The organism is Sandaracinobacter sp. T42 (assembly GCF_059115405.1).
On record NZ_CM181101.1, the window covers coordinates 1,558,466 to 1,574,476 of the forward strand.

Below are 16,011 nucleotides of genomic sequence, written 5' to 3' on the forward strand. Positions count from 1 at the left end.
GCTCCACCCTATAGCCCGATGCTGAACGCCGCGTGTAGCCCCGGCAAACCGCCCGTCTTTCCGCTTTCACGAAGGCACGGACTCCCTTGCGATCAGGAGAGGGCGGCGCATGCACGCTGGATGCGCTGGCAGGCATCCGTCAGCGCTTCGGTGGAGGTGGCATAGCTGATGCGGAACGCCGGGGAGAGGCCGAAAGCGGCGCCATGCACCACCGCGACTCCTTGCGTATCCAGGAAATAGGCCGCCACATCCTCGTCTGTTTCCAGCACCAGGCCGCCGGGGGTCGTCTTGCCGATCAGGCCGGAACAATCGGGATAGACATAGAATGCGCCTTCGGGCCGCGGGCAGGACAGCCCGTTTGCCTGGTTCAGCATGGAGACCACCAGGTCGCGCCGATCCTGGAAGGCCTTGTTGCGCGGCTTCATGAAATCCAGCGAGCCCATCAGCGCCGCCGTCGCCGCCGCCTGCGCGACGGAGCAGGGGTTGGAGGTGGACTGCGACTGGATCTTCGCCATCGCCTTGATGATGGGCACGGGGCCGCCGGCGAATCCGATGCGCCAGCCGGTCATCGCATAGGCCTTGCTGGTGCCGTTCACCGTCAGGGTGCGCTCAAAAAGGCGCGGCTCGACCTCGGCGATGGTGCGGAAGCGGAAATCGTCGAACACGATATGCTCGTACATGTCGTCCGTCAGGATATAGACATGCGGATGTCCCAGCAGAACGTCGGCCAGTGCCTTCAGCTCCGCCTCGGTATAGGCGGCGCCCGTCGGGTTTGAGGGCGAGTTCAGGATCAGCCACTTGGTAGCGGGCGTGATGGCGCGGTCCAGCTGCGCCGGCGTCAGCTTGAAGCCCTGCTCCAGCCCGCACTTCACGATCACCGGCGTCGCGCCGCAGAACTGCACGATGTCTGGATAGCTCACCCAGTAGGGCGCCGGGATCACAACCTCGTCGCCCGGGTCCAGCGTGGCGACCATGGCGTTGAAGATCGTCTGCTTGCCGCCGACATTCACGCTGATCTGGTCCAGCGCATAATCCAGGTTGTTGTCGCGCCGGAACTTGTGCTGCACCGCCTTCTTCAGCGCGGGCGTGCCGTCGACGGCGGTGTATTTCGTCTGGCCCTGCCGGATTGCCTCGATCGCAGCCTCCTTCACGAAGTCCGGCGTGTCGAAATCCGGTTCGCCCGCCCCAAGGCCGATGATGTCGCGCCCCTGCGCCTTCAGTTCCGCCGCCTTGTTGGTGACGGCGATGGTGGGCGAAGGGGCGATCCGGTTGATGGCGGCGGAAAGCAGGGGCATCTCGTCGAGTCCTCGGGCCAGGAAAATCTGGTGGTGCAGTAGAGTTTGCAGCCGCGCTTGCCAAGGCGGCACCCGCCCGCCCGGCGCTTTTCGCTCCAGGCTCCCGTATTCAATCTCTTTAACAGTCTCGCTTGCCGGCTTCTGCTAATGGGGCGCTGCAATCGAGGGCCGCGCAAGTTCGCGAGGACCAGAGAAACGCAAGGGTCGGACAATGAAACTCTACGCAGCACTTCTGCTGGCTTCCGCCGCCGTGCCGGCGATGGCCGCCACCAACCTCGTCAGCAACCCCAGCTTCGAAACCGGCTTTTCCGGCTGGCAGCAGTTCGGGAACACCGGCTTCACCGGGACCACCGGTTCCGTACTGGGCCAGTCCCCGACGGACGGCATCCGCCAGGCCTATTTCGGCGCGGTCAACAATTCCGGGGGCATCTTCCAGAATATCGCGACGGTCGCGGGCGAAACCTATCGCGTCTCGTTCGACATGTATGCCGCGTCCGGCGGCCAGCAGTTCCGCGCGGATTTCGCCGGCCAGACGCTGGTGAACAGCAGCTTCAGCTCGGGCCTCGGCTACACCAGCTTCGTCTACGACATCGTGGCATCGGCCGCCAACTCGCAGCTTCGCTTCCGCATGCAGCACAACCCCTCCTACTATCTGCTCGACAATGTGCGGGTGGAACAGCTGGAGCCGGCTGGCGCCGTGCCGGAACCCGCCACCTGGGCAATGCTGATCGCGGGCTTCGGCCTCGTCGGCGCTTCGCTGCGCCGCCGGAGCGCCGTTTCAGCCTGATCGCGCACCCGCCAGCACGGCCGGGAGAAGGCCGCGCAGGCTGTTGCCGACAAGGAACCCCTGGCCGAGGTCGCCGATCGACAGATCGGCTTCCTCGGCCAGTCCGTTTTCGATCAGCTCCGCCCGCAGCACGCCCGGCAACAGGCCGCGCGCCAGCGGCGGGGTCAGCAGGCGACCGCCGCGTTCCACGAACAGGCTGGTGAAGCTGCCTTCCGTCAGCAGCCCGTCCGGTCGCACGAACAGGCATTCGAACGCGCCCGTGGCCCGGCGCGCCGCGTCATAGAAGGCGCGGTCGCCGCTCTTGTGGGCCAGTCGCCAGTCGTCTGGCCTGACGGGCAAGGGTGTCACGGCCACGCCCACAGGCCCCGAAGGCACGGGCGGCAGCGGCGATAGCTGAAGCGCGAGTTCCCCCCCGGCATCCAGCAGCAGCCGCACCCGGCGCGCGCCGCCCGGGCTCAGCGCCGCAAGCCGCACCTCCGCCGCCGCCCGGTCGAACCGGAAGCCGAAGCGCCGCGCGGATGCCGCCAGCCGGTCCAGGTGGCGCGCCAGCCGGGGGATGCCGGAAGGCTCCAGCCGCATCGTCTCGATCAGGCTGCGGGGTGCGCCCGGCCGCAGGAACCGGGCCTTGGCCAGGCATTCCGCCCATTCCGCTTCCGGCACGCTGTCGGCCACGATGCCCGCGCCCAGCCCGAGCCGCGCCGATCGCCCTTCAACTTCCAGCGTACGGATGGCGACGGCGAAGCGGGCCTGGCCGCCGCTCGGCCCGATCCAGCCCAGGCTGCCGGTATAGAGCCCGCGCGGATGCGGCTCCAGCCCGGCGATGATCTCCATCGCCCGGATCTTCGGCGCCCCCGTGATCGATCCGCAGGGGTGCAGCGCCTCCAGCACGTCCACGGCCGTCCGCCCCGGCTTCAGCGCGGCCGTCACGGTGGACGTCATCTGGTGCAGGCTGGGATAGGTCTCGATCTCGAACAGGTGCGGCACCCTGACGCTGCCGGGCGCCGCCACCCGCGACAGGTCGTTGCGGATCAGATCGGTGATCATCAGATTTTCGGCGCGGTTCTTCGGGTCGGTCGCCAGCGCGGCCGCTGCGGCCCGGTCGTCTGCCCCGGTCGCGCCGCGCGGGGCCGTCCCCTTCATCGGTCGTGCCGTCAGCCGGCCATCCGCCAGCGCGAAGAAAAGCTCCGGCGATAGGCTCAGCCACCAGCGCCCCCCGCCCGCATGCACGATCCCGCCCAGCGGAGACGCCTCGGGCGTGAACAGCCGTGCGAACAGTGCCAGCGGATGCCCCGCCAGCGACACCCGGGCCGGAAAGGTCAGGTTCGCCTGATAGATATCTCCGCCGGCGATGAAAGCCTGCACGCGGCGCACCGCCGCCAGCCAGTCCGCGCGGTCCACCATGGGCTCCGGCGCGCCGGTCGCCGCCCGCCCCCGGAACGAGCCGAGCAGCTCCGCCAGCGCAGCCCGGTCCAGCAGGCGGCAATCCCGGTGCCGCATGAACCATGCCCGGCCCGGCTCGTGCGGCAGGCCTGCCGTCCGGGGCTCCAGCGCATGTCCCGCCTCATAGGAAAGCGCACCCACCGCCCAGTCTCCGGCGGCAGCCCACTGCCGCAACGTGCCAAGGGCCGCCTTCAAATCGGGGGTGTCCAGCAGCTCCGCCGGGCCGGTGAAAAGTCGCGCGGCATCGGCATCCGAATCCCACAGCAGGGCGAAGGGCAGGGCGGGATCGAAGGCAGCCATGACCGCGCGCACCTAGCTCAAGACGACGCGGATGAAAATTCGCGCGCCAGCCTCTGTTCGCCATTGGCGCGGATCCGCTTCGCTCCTTCAGCCCAGCAGCAGCTTCAGCCCGATCAGCACCAGCACCGCCGCGACGACAAGGGCATTGTTCGTCATCAGCCAGTCCCGCACGCGGGCAAGCGGGCGCAGCGCCTTCCCGCCCAGCAGCAGATAGGCCAGCAGCGGCGTGGCCACGGTGGCGGACGCCACCGCCGCAAACCCCAGGGCAATCAGCGCCAGGCCAGAGCCAAGGCCGAGCCCCGCTTCCAGCGCGGCCGCCCCGGCGGCCAGCGCCAGCAGCAGTACCTTCGGGTTGGCGAGCGACAGCATCAGCCCCAGCCGGGCGGCCCCGGCGGGCGTGGCGGTTTCGATGCCGCGCATCCAGCCCGGCACGTCCTGCGGCTGGTTGCGGCGCAGCAGGTTCCGCAGCGCCAGCGCGATCAGCAGCGCGCCAAGCCCCCGCTTCACCCATGGCAGCGCCGGCCCCGGAGACCAGCCTTCCAGCCACACGCCCGCCAGCGCCGCCAGCAGAAAGCCAGCCGCCACGCCCAGTGCCCAGCCGGCCAGGAAGGCGGATGCGCCGGCGCCCGGCCGCGGGGTGAACAGGAACAGGATCGCAGGCACGATCCCGAACGGGGATACCGCGATCGCCAGCGCGGCGGGGGCCATGGCCATTGCAAGATCCATGGCCCGAAATCCTAGCCAGCCGGGCCTGTGCCGGCAATCGCAACCCGTCACATAAAGACTTAAAGAAAGTTGCAAGTGTTTTGTCGAGCCGCTATGGCGGCGTTGTATTTCCCCTTTTCAGGAGCCTCGCCCGTGGCGACCAATCCCGCATTCACCGATTATGTGATCGCAGACATCGGCCTTGCCGAATTCGGTCGCAAGGAAATCGCCATCGCCGAAACCGAAATGCCCGGCCTGATGGCGCTGCGCGCGGAATTCGGCGCTTCGAAGCCGCTGAAGGGTGCGCGCATCACCGGTTCCCTGCACATGACGATCCAGACAGCGGTGCTGATCGAAACCCTCGCCGAACTCGGCGCGGACATCCGCTGGGCCTCGTGCAACATCTTCTCCACGCAGGATCACGCGGCCGCAGCCATCGCCGCGCGCGGCATCCCCGTGTTCGCCGTGAAGGGCGAAACCCTTGAGGAATACTGGGATTATGTGATCCGCATCTTCGACTGGGGGCAGGATCTCACCTGCAACATGATCCTGGATGATGGCGGCGACGCCACCATGTTCGCGCTGTGGGGCGCGCGGGTCGAAGCCGGTGAGGCGCTGTTCAAGCCCGGCAACGAGGAAGAGGAAATCTTTGTCGCCACCCTTCAGCGGTTCCTCGCCGAACGCCCCGGCTACCTCACGAAGACGGTCGCCGCCATCAAGGGCGTGTCCGAGGAAACCACCACCGGCGTCCACCGTCTCTATGAACTGGCCAAGAAGGGCAAACTGCCCTTCCCGGCGATCAACGTGAACGACAGCGTCACCAAGTCGAAGTTCGACAACCTCTATGGCTGCAAGGAATCGCTGGTGGATGCCATCCGCCGCGCGACGGACGTGATGCTGGCCGGCAAGGTCGCCTGCGTCGCGGGTTTCGGCGACGTGGGCAAGGGCTCCGCCGCCTCTCTGCGCAACGGCGGCGCGCGCGTGCTGGTGACGGAAATCGACCCGATCTGCGCGCTTCAGGCCGCAATGGAAGGTTATGAAGTCGTCACCATGGAAGAGGCGGCCACCCGCGCCGACATCTTCGTGACCGCAACGGGCAACGAGGATGTGATCACGGTCGATCACATGCGCGCGATGAAGAATATGGCGATCGTGTGCAACATCGGCCACTTCGACAGCGAGATCCAGATCGCCGGGCTCGCCAACATGAAGTGGACGGAGGTGAAGCCGCAGGTCGATCAGGTGGAATTCCCCGACGGCAAGCAGATCATCGTGCTGGCCAAGGGGCGGCTGGTGAACCTGGGCTGCGCCACCGGCCACCCCAGCTTCGTCATGTCCTCCAGCTTCACCAATCAGGTGCTGGCGCAGATCGAACTGTGGACCAGGGCGGGCCAGTACAGCCCGGGTGTGCATGTGCTGCCCAAGCATCTGGATGAAAAGGTCGCGGCCCTTCACCTCGAAAAGCTGGGCGTGAAGCTTACGAAGCTGACGCCCAGGCAGGCGGCCTATATCGGCGTTACGCCGGAAGGCCCGTTCAAGCCGGATCATTACCGCTACTAGGATGGCGCTGATGCTGGATGAAGCCGGGCTGCGCGAAGTCGGAACCCGGCTTGCCTCCGTCCTTCGACCGGGCGACGTGCTTGCGCTGTCCGGTGATCTGGGGGCAGGGAAAACCACGCTCGCCCGCGCCATCCTGCAGGGGCTGGGGCATGTCGGCGACGTGCCCAGCCCCAGCTTCACCCTTGTGCAGACCTACCCCGACCTGCCGTTGCCCGTCGCCCATGCCGATCTCTACCGGCTGGAGTCCGCGGCAGAGGCGGAGCCGCTCGCGCTCGACGACTGGCTGTTGGACGGCGCACTGCTGCTGGAGTGGCCCGAACGGCTGGGCGCGTCGATCTGGCCGGATCGCCTCCTGCTCAGGCTGGACGGCGCCGGCGGCCCGGACAGGCGCTTGACTTGGGACGCGCCCGCCGCTTGGGAAGGGCGATGGCCGCCCCGTTGATTGCTGAACCCGCTTCCCGCCCGGCGATGACCGCGCGCGAAGGTCATCTCGAATTCCTGCAGGCGGCCGGCTGGGGCGCCGCAGAGGTTCGGCCCCTTGCCGGGGATGCCAGCTTCCGGCGCTATTTCCGCGTGGTGGAGCCTTCAAGGCAGGCCGTGCTGATGGATGCCCCGCCCGAGCATGAGGATGTGCGGCCCTTTCTTTCGGTGGCCGATCTGCTGCTGGAATCCGGCTTTTCCGCGCCGGCCGTCCATGCGCGCGATCTCGCCAACGGCTTCCTTCTGATCGAGGATTTCGGGGACCGGCTCGTGGGCCCCGTTCTAAGGGCGGAGCCGCATCTGGAAGCCCCGGTCTATGGGCAGGCCGTCGATCTCCTGTCGGCGCTTCACGCGGCCGCGAATCCGGCCGCGCTGCCCCCCTACGACAGGGCGGTCCTCACCCGAGAGGTGATGCTCTTCCCGGACTGGTACGCGAAGGCCGCCGGAATCCCGGTGGATACGGATGCCTATCTCGCCGCCTGGGATGCGGTGTGGGGTGATGTGCTGGCCGAAACGGCCCGCAACCCGGTTGTCACCTTGCGCGACTATCACGCCGAAAATCTGATGCTGCTGGATCGGCCGGGCACGAAGGGACTGGGGCTGCTGGATTTTCAGGACGCGCTGGCCGGGCACCCGGCCTATGATCTGGTCTCGCTGCTGCAGGATGCGCGGCGCGATGTGGCGCCCGAACTGGAACGGGCGATGCTGGACCGGTTCGACAACAGCCCGTCTTTCCGGGCCGCCTATGAAGTGCTGGGCGCACAGCGCAACGTGAAGATCCTGGGCATCTTCGTCCGTCTGCGCGATCGCGACGGCCGGCAGGGCTATGTGGAGCGCCTGCCCCGCGTCTGGTCCTATCTGGATCGGAACCTGGCCCATCCGGCGCTCGCGCCGGTGAAACAATGGTTCGATGCGAACGTGCCGGCCGCCCTCCGGGCAGAGTGGTGCCGGTGACGACGGTTCCCGCGTCCGCGATGGTGCTGGCGGCCGGGCTGGGCAAACGGATGCGTCCGCTGACGGCCACGCGCCCCAAGCCGCTGGTCGAGGTAGCCGGCCGCACCCTGCTGGACCGCGCGATGGGCACGCTGAAGGCCGGAGGTGTGACCCGCTTTGTCGTGAACGTGCATTACATGGCCGACAGGATCGAAGCGCATCTGGCGGCGCGCGGCATGGATCAGGAGGCGCGGATTTCGGACGAACGGGCCCTTCTGCTGGAAACGGGCGGCGGCATCGCGAAGGCGTTGCCGCTGATCGATGCGGATCCGTTCCTGTCGATCAACGCCGACAATATCTGGGTGGATGGGCCCGTTGGCGCGGCGCAGCTGCTGGCGAACCGCTGGAACCCCGCGCAAATGGATGCGCTTCTGCTGCTGGTGCCGCTGGCGCGCGCCAACTGCCATGCCGGGCCGGGGGATTTCCACATGGATCCGCTCGGCCGCCTTGCGCGCCGCCGGCCGGGGCGTGTCGCGCCCTTCGTCTATACGGGCCTGCAGATGCTGTCGAAATCCCTGTTCGAAGGGGTGGCGGTGGAGCCCTTCTCGATGAACCGGCTGTGGGACAGGGCTGCCGCCGAAGGCCGTCTCTATGGCGTCGCGCATCAGGGCCAGTGGTTCGATGTGGGCACCGCCGCCGCCGTCCGGGAAACGGAGATGCTCCTTGGCGTCCTCTGACGCCGAATCTATTAAGGCGTCCTCCGGCGCTGGTCCTGCACAAGCGCCCTCCGGCGCTGGTCCTGCACAAGCGCCCTCCGGCGCGAGACGCGGCCTGTTCACCATCCCGGCGCACCGGCCGTTTGCCGACGATCTGGCGGCGGGCTTGCTGGCGCTATATCCCGATCCTTTGCAACTCGCCCGCGTGCTGCTGCTGCTTCCCACCCGCCGCGCCATCCGGTCCCTGACCGAGGCCTTCGTCCGCGAAAGCGCGGGGAAGGCCCTGCTGTTGCCGCGCATGGTTCCCGCCGGGGATCTCGATCCGGACGAAGTGGAAGGGTGGGAAGCCGGGCCGATTCTGGCGGGGCTGGATGGCCCGGGTGAGGCGCGTCCCCCCATTTCGCCGGAGGCCCGGCGCGTCGCGCTTGCCAAACTGCTCGCGGCCTCCCGCCCGGCGCCGGAGGCGCTGGCCATGGCGGCCCAGCTTGCCGCCGTGCTGGACACGCTGGAAATCGAAGGCGTGCGCGCGGCCGACATCGAAGCCGCCGTGCCGCGCGGCGAACTGCAGGATCACTGGGCCGCGAATGCCCGCGTGCTGCATCTGGTGGCAGAGGCCTGGCCGGATCTGCTTGCCGCGCGCGGCCTGATGGATCCGGCCCGCCGGCGCAACCTTCAGCTGGATGCGCTCGCAACCCGATGGGCCGCGCAGCCCCCCCCGTTCCCGGTGTTGCTTGCCGGTTTTGCAAGCGCCCCCCCGGCTGTCGCCCGTCTCGCGCGGACAGTCGCCCGCCTGCCCGAAGGGCGGCTGGTGCTGCCCGGCCTGGATCTGTCGATGTCGGCCGAAGGCTGGGCGCTGGTGGCGGGCGACGCGGATATGCCGGGGCAGGAAACCCATCCCCAGTTCGGCATGGCCCGCCTGCTGGGCGCGGCCGGGCTATCTCCGCTTGAGGTGGAGCCCTGGCCGCATGCCGGAAGCCGTGCGGGCAGCCCCCCCGCCCGGACCGAGCTTGTGGCGCGCGCCCTTCTGCCGCCCGCGCTTTCGGGCGGGCCGCCCCCGGCCCGGCAGATGGAAGCGCCGGAAGGCGTGCGCATGATCGAGGCCGCAAACCCGGCCGAGGAAGCCCTGCTGATCGCGCTGGCCCTGCGCCAGCTGGTCGAACGCCCGGGTCTCACGACGGCTGTCGTCACGCCGGATCGCGCCCTGGCGCAGCGGGTGCAGGTGCAGCTGAAGCGCTTCGGGATCGAGATCGACGACAGCGCTGGGGTGCCACTGGCGCAGACGCAGCCCGGCAGCCTGCTGGTCGCGCTGGCAAAGGCCGCGGGGGAGCGTTTTGCCCCGGTTGCCCTTCTGGCGGCGCTCCAGCATCCACTGGTTCGTGCCGGCGACGCCCGGCTGGACTGGCTGAACCATGTGCGCGCGCTGGACAGGATCGCCCTGCGCGGCATCCGCCCCGCGCCGGGGCTGGATGGTGTGGCCGCCCGGCTCCGCCGCTCGACGAAGGCAACCGACGATCTGAAGGACTGGTGGACCGACGAAGCCACCCGGCTGCTCGCGCCGCTGGACCGGCTCGCACCTTCGGCAGATGCGCTTCTCGATCAGCTTCGCGCCGTGGCCGAGGCGGTCGCCGGCCCCGCGCTCTGGGGCGGGGACGCCGGGCGCACGCTGACACGCCTGTTCGATGCGCTGGGCGAGGCGCGCGCCGATCTTGCGGCGATCCGTGTGAAGCCGGATGAAGCCGCCGCGTTCGTCTCGGGCCTGATGCAGGGCGCGGTGGTCCGCCCGCGTTTCAACCGGCATCCCCAGCTCGCGATCTGGGGCCCGCTGGAAGCGCGGCTGCAATCGGCGGATCTTCTGGTGCTGGCAGGCCTGAACGAAGGCATATGGCCCGCCATGCCCACCCCGGATCCGTTCCTGGCGCCCGCGATCCGGCGGGCGCTGGATCTTCCCGGGCTCGCCCGGCGCACGGGCTTCCAGGCGCATGATTTCGCCACCGGCCTCGGCGCGCGGGAGGTGCTGATCACCCGCGCCCTGCGCGAGGGCGGGGCCCCGTCTGTCGCCTCCCGCTACTGGCAGCGCCTGCGCGCCGCGGCCGGCGGGCTGCCGGATTCGGGCACGCTGACCCCCGCGCGCGACGTGCTGATGGCCGTTTCCCGTTCGCTGGACAGATCCACCGCCGAACAGCGCCTGCCCCGTCCGGAGCCAGCGCCGCCGGCCGCCGAACGGCCGCGAAGCCTGAGCGTCACGGAAGTCGCCATGCTGAAGGCCGATCCCTTCAGTTTCTATGCCCGCCGGATGCTGGGCCTGAAACCGCTGGACCCGCACGACGCCGAACCCACCTCGGGCGAGCGCGGGCAGGTGGTGCACGACATCCTCGAACGCTGGCTCTCCGAAGGGCGCCCGGGCCCCGCGCGCCGGGCGGAACTGGTGGACGAACTGCTGGCGACGCTGGGCGAGCGCCCGGATCTTGCGGCCCTGTGGCGGCCGCGCGTGACCCGCATGGTGGAATGGGTGGCGGACGAGCTCGACCGGGATATCGCCGCAGGCTGGTCGCCCCTCGCATGGGAGGTTTCGGGCACGCTGGACTGGCGCGGCATCACGCTGAAGGGCAGGGCCGACCGCATCGACAGCAACGGCGCCGCGCTCCGCATTCTCGATTACAAGACAGGCGGCATCCCCAGCATCGCCGAGGTGGAAGGCTGCTACCAGACGCAACTGGCCCTCCTCGCCGCGATCGCGGCGCGCGGCGGGCTCGGCGTTGACGGCGAGCTGCCGGTCGAGCGGCTCGACTATCTGAAACTGTCGGGCGGAATCGAGCCGGGCAAGGAACGCCCCGCGCTCGGGAAGAAGGCTGGGCCGGACGCGCTCGAAACACATCTGCAGGCCGCGTTCGAGGATTTCACGAGCCTGGTCGAAGGCTGGCTGCTGGGCGACCGCCCATTCCGGGCCAAGCAGCACATGGTCTATGGTCGCCGCTTCCGCGATTTCGACCATCTGGCCCGCGTGGCGGAATGGCTCGGCCGGTGACCGCGGCCGCCGCCCCGCCCGGCCCGCAGCCGCGCACGCCGTCGCAGCAGCTGGCCGCCGATCCGGCCCGCCATGTCTGGGTCGCGGCGTCGGCCGGCACCGGCAAGACGCATGTGCTGACCGACCGCATCCTGCGCCTCATGCTGGAAGGGAGCCCGCCGGACCGCATCCTGGCGCTGACTTTCACCAAGGCCGCCGCCGCCGAAATGCAGAACCGGCTGGTGAAGCGTCTGGGCGACTGGCTGGGCTATGACGACGCCCGGCTGGATGCCGAACTGCAAGCAATGGGGGTCGCGCCCGGCGCGTCCCGGCGTGCCCGCGCCCGGGCGCTGTTCGCGGAAGCGCTGGACGTGCCCGGCGGGCTGAAGGTGCAGACGCTCCACGCCTTTGCGCAGGGGCTGCTGGCCGCCTTTCCGCTGGAGGCGGGCCTGCCGCCGGGCTTCCGTGCGCTGGACGAGCGCGATGCGCGCCAGTTGCGCCGGCAGGCGCTTTCCGAAGTCATCGCCGACGCGCAGCAGCAAGGCGACGCCCGCTATCTGGAGGATCTGGCCGAACTCGCCATCCTGAAGGGTGAGGGCGGGGTGATGCAGACGCTGGATGCCATGATCGCCCATGCCGACGGGCTGCTGGCCTTCAACGATGTCCGGGGCGTCGAAGCCGCCGTCCGGGTTTGGCTTGGCGTCGAGGAGGGGGATCAGCCCGGCGCCCGCCTTCGCGAGAGCCTCGCGCCCGGCCGATTCGATGAAACCCATGCCCGGGCCTATGCCGCGGGCATGGCGGCCTGGGGTACGGCGACGGGCCTTGCATCCGCCGATGCCGTCGCCTCCTGGCTATCGCGGGATGAAGCCGGCCGGGTGCAGGGCTTCGAAACGCTCTGCGCCGAGGTGCTGAAGCCGGACGGCAGCACCAAGCCCCACGCGAACCCCGTGAAGAAGCAGCCGCAGCTCCGCGCCGTCATCGACTCGCTCGCGGACCAGCTCCGGCCGCTGCTCGATTTCAACCGTCGGCTGGTCACTGCCGAACTTGCCACGCGCGCGCTGCGCGTCGGGCACCGCGTCGTCGCCCGCTATGCCGCGCTGAAGCGCGCCCATCTCGCCATCGACTACGACGACATGATCGCCCGCACGGTGCGCCTGCTGGGGCCTGCCGGCATGCCGTCCTATGTGGGCTGGAAGCTCGACAGCCGCTTCGATCATGTGCTGGTCGATGAGGCGCAGGACACGAATGACCGGCAATGGGCGATCATCGGCCGGCTGGTGGAGGATTATTTCGACAGCGGATCCGAACGCAGTCGGACCCTGTTCGTGGTGGGCGATCACAAGCAGGCGATCTACGGCTTCCAGGGCACCAGACCCGAAGTCTTCGAGGGCTGGCGGCGGATCCTCTCCCCGGCGGCGGCGCAGGCCGGGCGCCCTATCGAAGGGGTCGATCTCGATCTCAGCTTCCGTTCGGGGCCGGCGGTGCTGGCGGTGGTCAACGGCTTCCTCGCACAATTTGGCCCGGCGGCACTGGGAATGGAAAACCCCCCGCCCAATCATGTGCCGCACCGGGCGGATGCGCCGGGCGAAGTGGTGCTGTGGCCCGTCATCACGCCGGGTGAGGCCGACGCTGACGAAGACGGCGAGGCAGGCGCGGCGGAGGGCCCGGACGAGGCCGGGGATGCCGACAGGGCGGAGGACGAATCCGAAACCGCGGACCGGGCGATGGCGAAATGGCTGGCGGATCGCATCGCAGGCTGGCTGAAGCCGGATGGCCCGGACAGGCTGTGGCTGCCCGCAAGGCAGCGCTGGGCGCTGCCCGGCGACGTGCTGATCCTGCTCAGGAAACGGAGCTGGCTGATGGGCGCGCTCGTCGCCGAGCTTCACGAGCGCAAGGTGCCCGTGGCCGGGGTGGACCGTCTGCTGCTGACGGAGCCGCTGGCCGTTCTCGACTGTCTGGCCCTCATGCGCTTCGCCGTTCAGCCGGAAGACGATCTCACGCTCGCCGCGCTTCTCGTCTCGCCCTTCCTCGGCTGGACGCACGAGGATGTGCGGCGGCTGAATGCCGGTCGCCCGGGGCTTTGGGCGGCGCTCGGCCGCGCGGCAGCGGAAGGCGGCCGCCCGGCCGAGGCGCGCGAATGGCTCGGCACCGTGCTTGCCCTGGCCGATACGGTCGGCCCGGCCCGCTTCCTCGATATCGTCCTGTCCGGCCCGCTGCGCGGCCGCAGCCGACTCGTCGCCCGGCTGGGGGCGCAGGCCAATGATCCGATCGACGAACTGCTGCAGCAGGCGCTGACCTATGAGCGAACCTATCCGCCGGCGCTCGCGGGCTTTCTCGCCTGGATCGAAGCGGAAGGCTCCGACGTGAAGCGCGACGCGGAGGCGGCGGCCGATCAGGTGCGGCTGATGACGATTCACGGCTCCAAGGGGCTGGAGGCCCCCGTTGTGGTGCTGGCCGACGCCGCGCACCAGCGCCGCCGCCGCAACGATGGCCATGTCACCATTCGGCAGGATGGAAACAGCCTGCCGCTGTTCCACCCGAAGAAGGCGGACAGCCCGGCGGCCGTCGCCGCCATCCTTGCCGATATCGAGGCGCGGGAGGCGCAGGAGGATCTCCGCCTGCTCTATGTTGGCCTCACGCGGGCGGCGGATCATCTGTTCATCGGCGGGGCCGTCCGCAACCGGGATCAGGGCAAGCTGGCCGATCGCACGCGCGACTGCTGGCATGTCCGCCTCGCCCCGGTTCTTGAGACGTTGCCTGGAGTCGAACGGATCGCAACCGCCGAGGGGGATCTTCTCCGCTATCGCGCGGGTCGCTGGAGCCCGCCGGTCGCCGACGTGCCGGCGCTGGCTGGCGGCAAGGATCGGCTGGAACTGCACATGGTTGCCACCGGCCCGGCGCCGCCGCCCGCGCGGCCGTCGCGCCCGCTCACGCCCTCGGGCCTGCCGGAGCCTCCGCCCGAAGGCCCGGCGGCAGAGGCGATGCGCGCGGCCGCGCAGCGCGGAAGCTGGATTCATGCCCTGTTCGAACGGCTGCCGGCGGTCCCGCCCGACCAGCGTGAGGCGCAGGCGCTGGCCTGGCTGGATCGTCAGGGCGCGGGCGCGCAGGCGGCGGGCATCGTCGCGCAGGTGCTGGCGGTGATGGCCGATCCCGCCCATGACGCCCTGTTCGGACCGCAGGCCCTGGCGGAAGCCCCCGTCGCGGGGCTGGTGGACGGGCAGGCGATCACCGGCATCGTGGACAGGCTGCTGATCGAGGCCGACCGCGTGCTCGTCGTCGATTTCAAGACAGGCCTCTTCGTGCCGGACAGTTTCGGCGGGGCGTCTGTTGCGCACCGCCGGCAGATGGCGGCCTATCGCGCCGTGCTGGCGCAGGCGTTCCCGGGCCGACGGGTGGATGTGGCGCTGCTCTACACCTCCGGCCCGAAGTTCCTCTTGGGGGCCGAGAAGGACATGGTGGGGCTGTTGCCGCTTGATTGAAGGCTCGGCTCGGCTATCTCGAACACAAAGGAGATTGTGCCGATGGCGACCGTGAAGGTGACCGACGCCTCGTTCGAGGACGAAGTGCTGAAGAGCGAAACCCCCGTGCTGGTGGATTTCTGGGCGGAATGGTGCGGCCCCTGCCGCATGATCGGTCCCGCCCTTGAGGAAATCTCGGACGAGCTGGACGGCAAGCTGAAGGTGGTGAAGGTGAACATCGACGATGAACCCGAATGGGCGTCGAAGTTCAATGTCCGCTCCATCCCCACGCTGCTGGTGTTCAAGGATGGGGAAAAGGTCGCCGAGAAGCTGGGCGCCGCCCCGAAATCGGCCCTGAAAGGCTGGATCGAAGGCAGTATCTGAACCGGGCTTCAGCCTGAACTTCTCTTCAGGCGGGGCGGATGATCTGCCCCAGCCGGGGGAAATGAACGGCGACCGTCCCTGTCTCGGGATGGTCGCGCAGCAGCGTGATGCGCCGGTCCGTCAGGACCGCCAGCCGGCCCGACGTCGGCGCGTCGTTGCTGCCTTCCTGCGAAACCAGCACGGCCTGCCCGGTCTCGAACCCGCAGCCGGGGGCGACGATCCCGCGCACAGTGGGTTCGGCCGCCCGGGCAGCCGCAATGGCCTCTTGCGCATCCATCGGGATGGGCTGGCCGTGGCCGATGTCCGCCACGCGCTGCGCCCAGGCGCCAAGGTGCGGCCGGTCCCCGACGATCGGGGCGAGATCGCCCCCGAACCGCGGTTTCTGGAACCAAAGCAGCTGATACTGCGCCAGGTCGCCATGGCCGGGCGCGTCGCCGCCCAGGAAGGCGCGGCCATCCGAAAGGGCCGTCTCAAGGTTCGCCAGATGCGCTTCGAACTGCGCGGCCAGATACGGGGCCATCGCCCGGAATGCGGCGGGCTTCATTCCGAACCGTCGTTCGCGGTCGGCCCAGAACGCCTCCATGCCCTCGGTCGGCATGGCGCCCATCGCCGCGCCCACAGCCCAGAAGAACACCGGCCCCTGTGCCAGCTGCGCCAGCAGCCGGTGGCCCTGTCCCGCAGGCTGGGGAAACAGCGTCGGCTCGGGATGAAGCGTTTCCAGCGCGTCGATCGCGACCGCCGTGTCGCAATAGATGTCGGCGCCATGCTGCAGCACCGGAACCCGCACATAGCCGCCCGTCAGCACCTCCAGCAGGGGCTTGGGGCAGATCACCGGCGGCTCGACGGAGCCATGCGCCAGCCCTTTCAGGCCCATCGCCAGCCGAAGCACTTCGGCCCAGGGGGATGTCGGATAATGGTGCAGGATCAGGCTGGTCATGTTCGGCATCAT

12 protein-coding genes are annotated in these 16,011 nt (G+C 69.3%); 8 read left to right on the forward strand and 4 right to left on the reverse strand.

The window, feature by feature from the left end:
• Window positions 1-92: 92 nt before the first annotated feature.
• Complete coding sequence (locus ACW9TV_RS07515) at window positions 93-1,295, reverse strand: pyridoxal phosphate-dependent aminotransferase (RefSeq protein ID WP_494302883.1); 1,203 nt, start codon at window positions 1,293-1,295, stop codon at window positions 93-95.
• A gap of 211 nt (window positions 1,296-1,506) precedes the next feature.
• On the opposite strand from ACW9TV_RS07515, the gene ACW9TV_RS07520 reads away from it, so the two are divergent.
• The gene (locus ACW9TV_RS07520) at window positions 1,507-2,082 is read left to right on the forward strand and encodes a PEPxxWA-CTERM sorting domain-containing protein (RefSeq protein ID WP_494302884.1); all 576 of its coding nucleotides are present in this window, start codon (window positions 1,507-1,509) and stop codon (window positions 2,080-2,082) included.
• Here ACW9TV_RS07520 and pabB read toward each other — a convergent pair.
• Together pabB and ACW9TV_RS07530 are read right to left on the reverse strand one after the other, a co-directional pair.
• A complete protein-coding gene (pabB, locus tag ACW9TV_RS07525) occupies window positions 2,074-3,822 on the reverse strand; it encodes an aminodeoxychorismate synthase component I (RefSeq protein ID WP_494302885.1) in 1,749 nt (582 codons plus the stop codon). The genes ACW9TV_RS07520 and pabB overlap by 9 nt on opposite strands.
• Before the next feature lie 87 nt (window positions 3,823-3,909).
• On the reverse strand, window positions 3,910-4,548 hold the full coding sequence (locus tag ACW9TV_RS07530; protein WP_494302886.1) for a GAP family protein: 639 nt from the start codon (window positions 4,546-4,548) through the stop codon (window positions 3,910-3,912).
• A 132-nt stretch (window positions 4,549-4,680) separates the two neighbouring features.
• Here ACW9TV_RS07530 and ahcY point away from each other — a divergent pair, with 132 nt between their 5' ends.
• Genes ahcY through trxA form a run of 7 tightly spaced genes read left to right on the forward strand, consistent with a single transcriptional unit; the run spans window position 4,681 to window position 15,062 of the window.
• A complete protein-coding gene (gene ahcY, locus ACW9TV_RS07535; RefSeq protein WP_494302887.1) occupies window positions 4,681-6,087 on the forward strand; it encodes an adenosylhomocysteinase in 1,407 nt (468 codons plus the stop codon).
• A gap of 1 nt (window position 6,088) precedes the next feature.
• Entirely contained in the window at window positions 6,089-6,529 is a 441-nt protein-coding gene (gene tsaE / locus ACW9TV_RS07540) for a tRNA (adenosine(37)-N6)-threonylcarbamoyltransferase complex ATPase subunit type 1 TsaE (RefSeq protein WP_494302888.1), read from the forward strand.
• The gene (locus ACW9TV_RS07545; protein WP_494302889.1) at window positions 6,514-7,521 is read left to right on the forward strand and encodes an aminoglycoside phosphotransferase family protein; all 1,008 of its coding nucleotides are present in this window, start codon (window positions 6,514-6,516) and stop codon (window positions 7,519-7,521) included. Before tsaE ends, ACW9TV_RS07545 begins: the two co-directional genes overlap by 16 nt.
• Window positions 7,518-8,237, forward strand: coding sequence for a nucleotidyltransferase family protein (locus ACW9TV_RS07550; RefSeq protein ID WP_494302890.1), 720 nt, complete (start codon window positions 7,518-7,520; stop codon window positions 8,235-8,237). The genes ACW9TV_RS07545 and ACW9TV_RS07550 overlap by 4 nt, the downstream gene beginning before the upstream one ends.
• Window positions 8,182-11,241: a double-strand break repair protein AddB gene (addB, locus tag ACW9TV_RS07555; protein ID WP_494305058.1), complete on the forward strand. Its 3,060-nt coding sequence runs from the start codon at window positions 8,182-8,184 to the stop codon at window positions 11,239-11,241. Before ACW9TV_RS07550 ends, addB begins: the two co-directional genes overlap by 56 nt.
• Window positions 11,226-14,699 carry a double-strand break repair helicase AddA gene (gene addA / locus ACW9TV_RS07560; RefSeq protein ID WP_494302891.1) on the forward strand — a complete coding sequence of 1,158 codons (3,474 nt, stop codon included), beginning with the start codon at window positions 11,226-11,228 and terminating at the stop codon, window positions 14,697-14,699. Before addB ends, addA begins: the two co-directional genes overlap by 16 nt.
• Window positions 14,700-14,741: 42 nt before the next feature.
• Window positions 14,742-15,062 (forward strand): thioredoxin, encoded by a 321-nt coding sequence (gene trxA, locus ACW9TV_RS07565; RefSeq protein WP_494302892.1) that lies wholly within the window; start codon window positions 14,742-14,744, stop codon window positions 15,060-15,062.
• A 25-nt stretch (window positions 15,063-15,087) separates the two neighbouring features.
• Here trxA and ACW9TV_RS07570 read toward each other — a convergent pair whose 3' ends face one another.
• A complete protein-coding gene (locus ACW9TV_RS07570; RefSeq protein WP_494302893.1) occupies window positions 15,088-15,999 on the reverse strand; it encodes a glutathione S-transferase family protein in 912 nt (303 codons plus the stop codon).
• Between the last annotated feature and the right edge of the window lie 12 nt (window positions 16,000-16,011).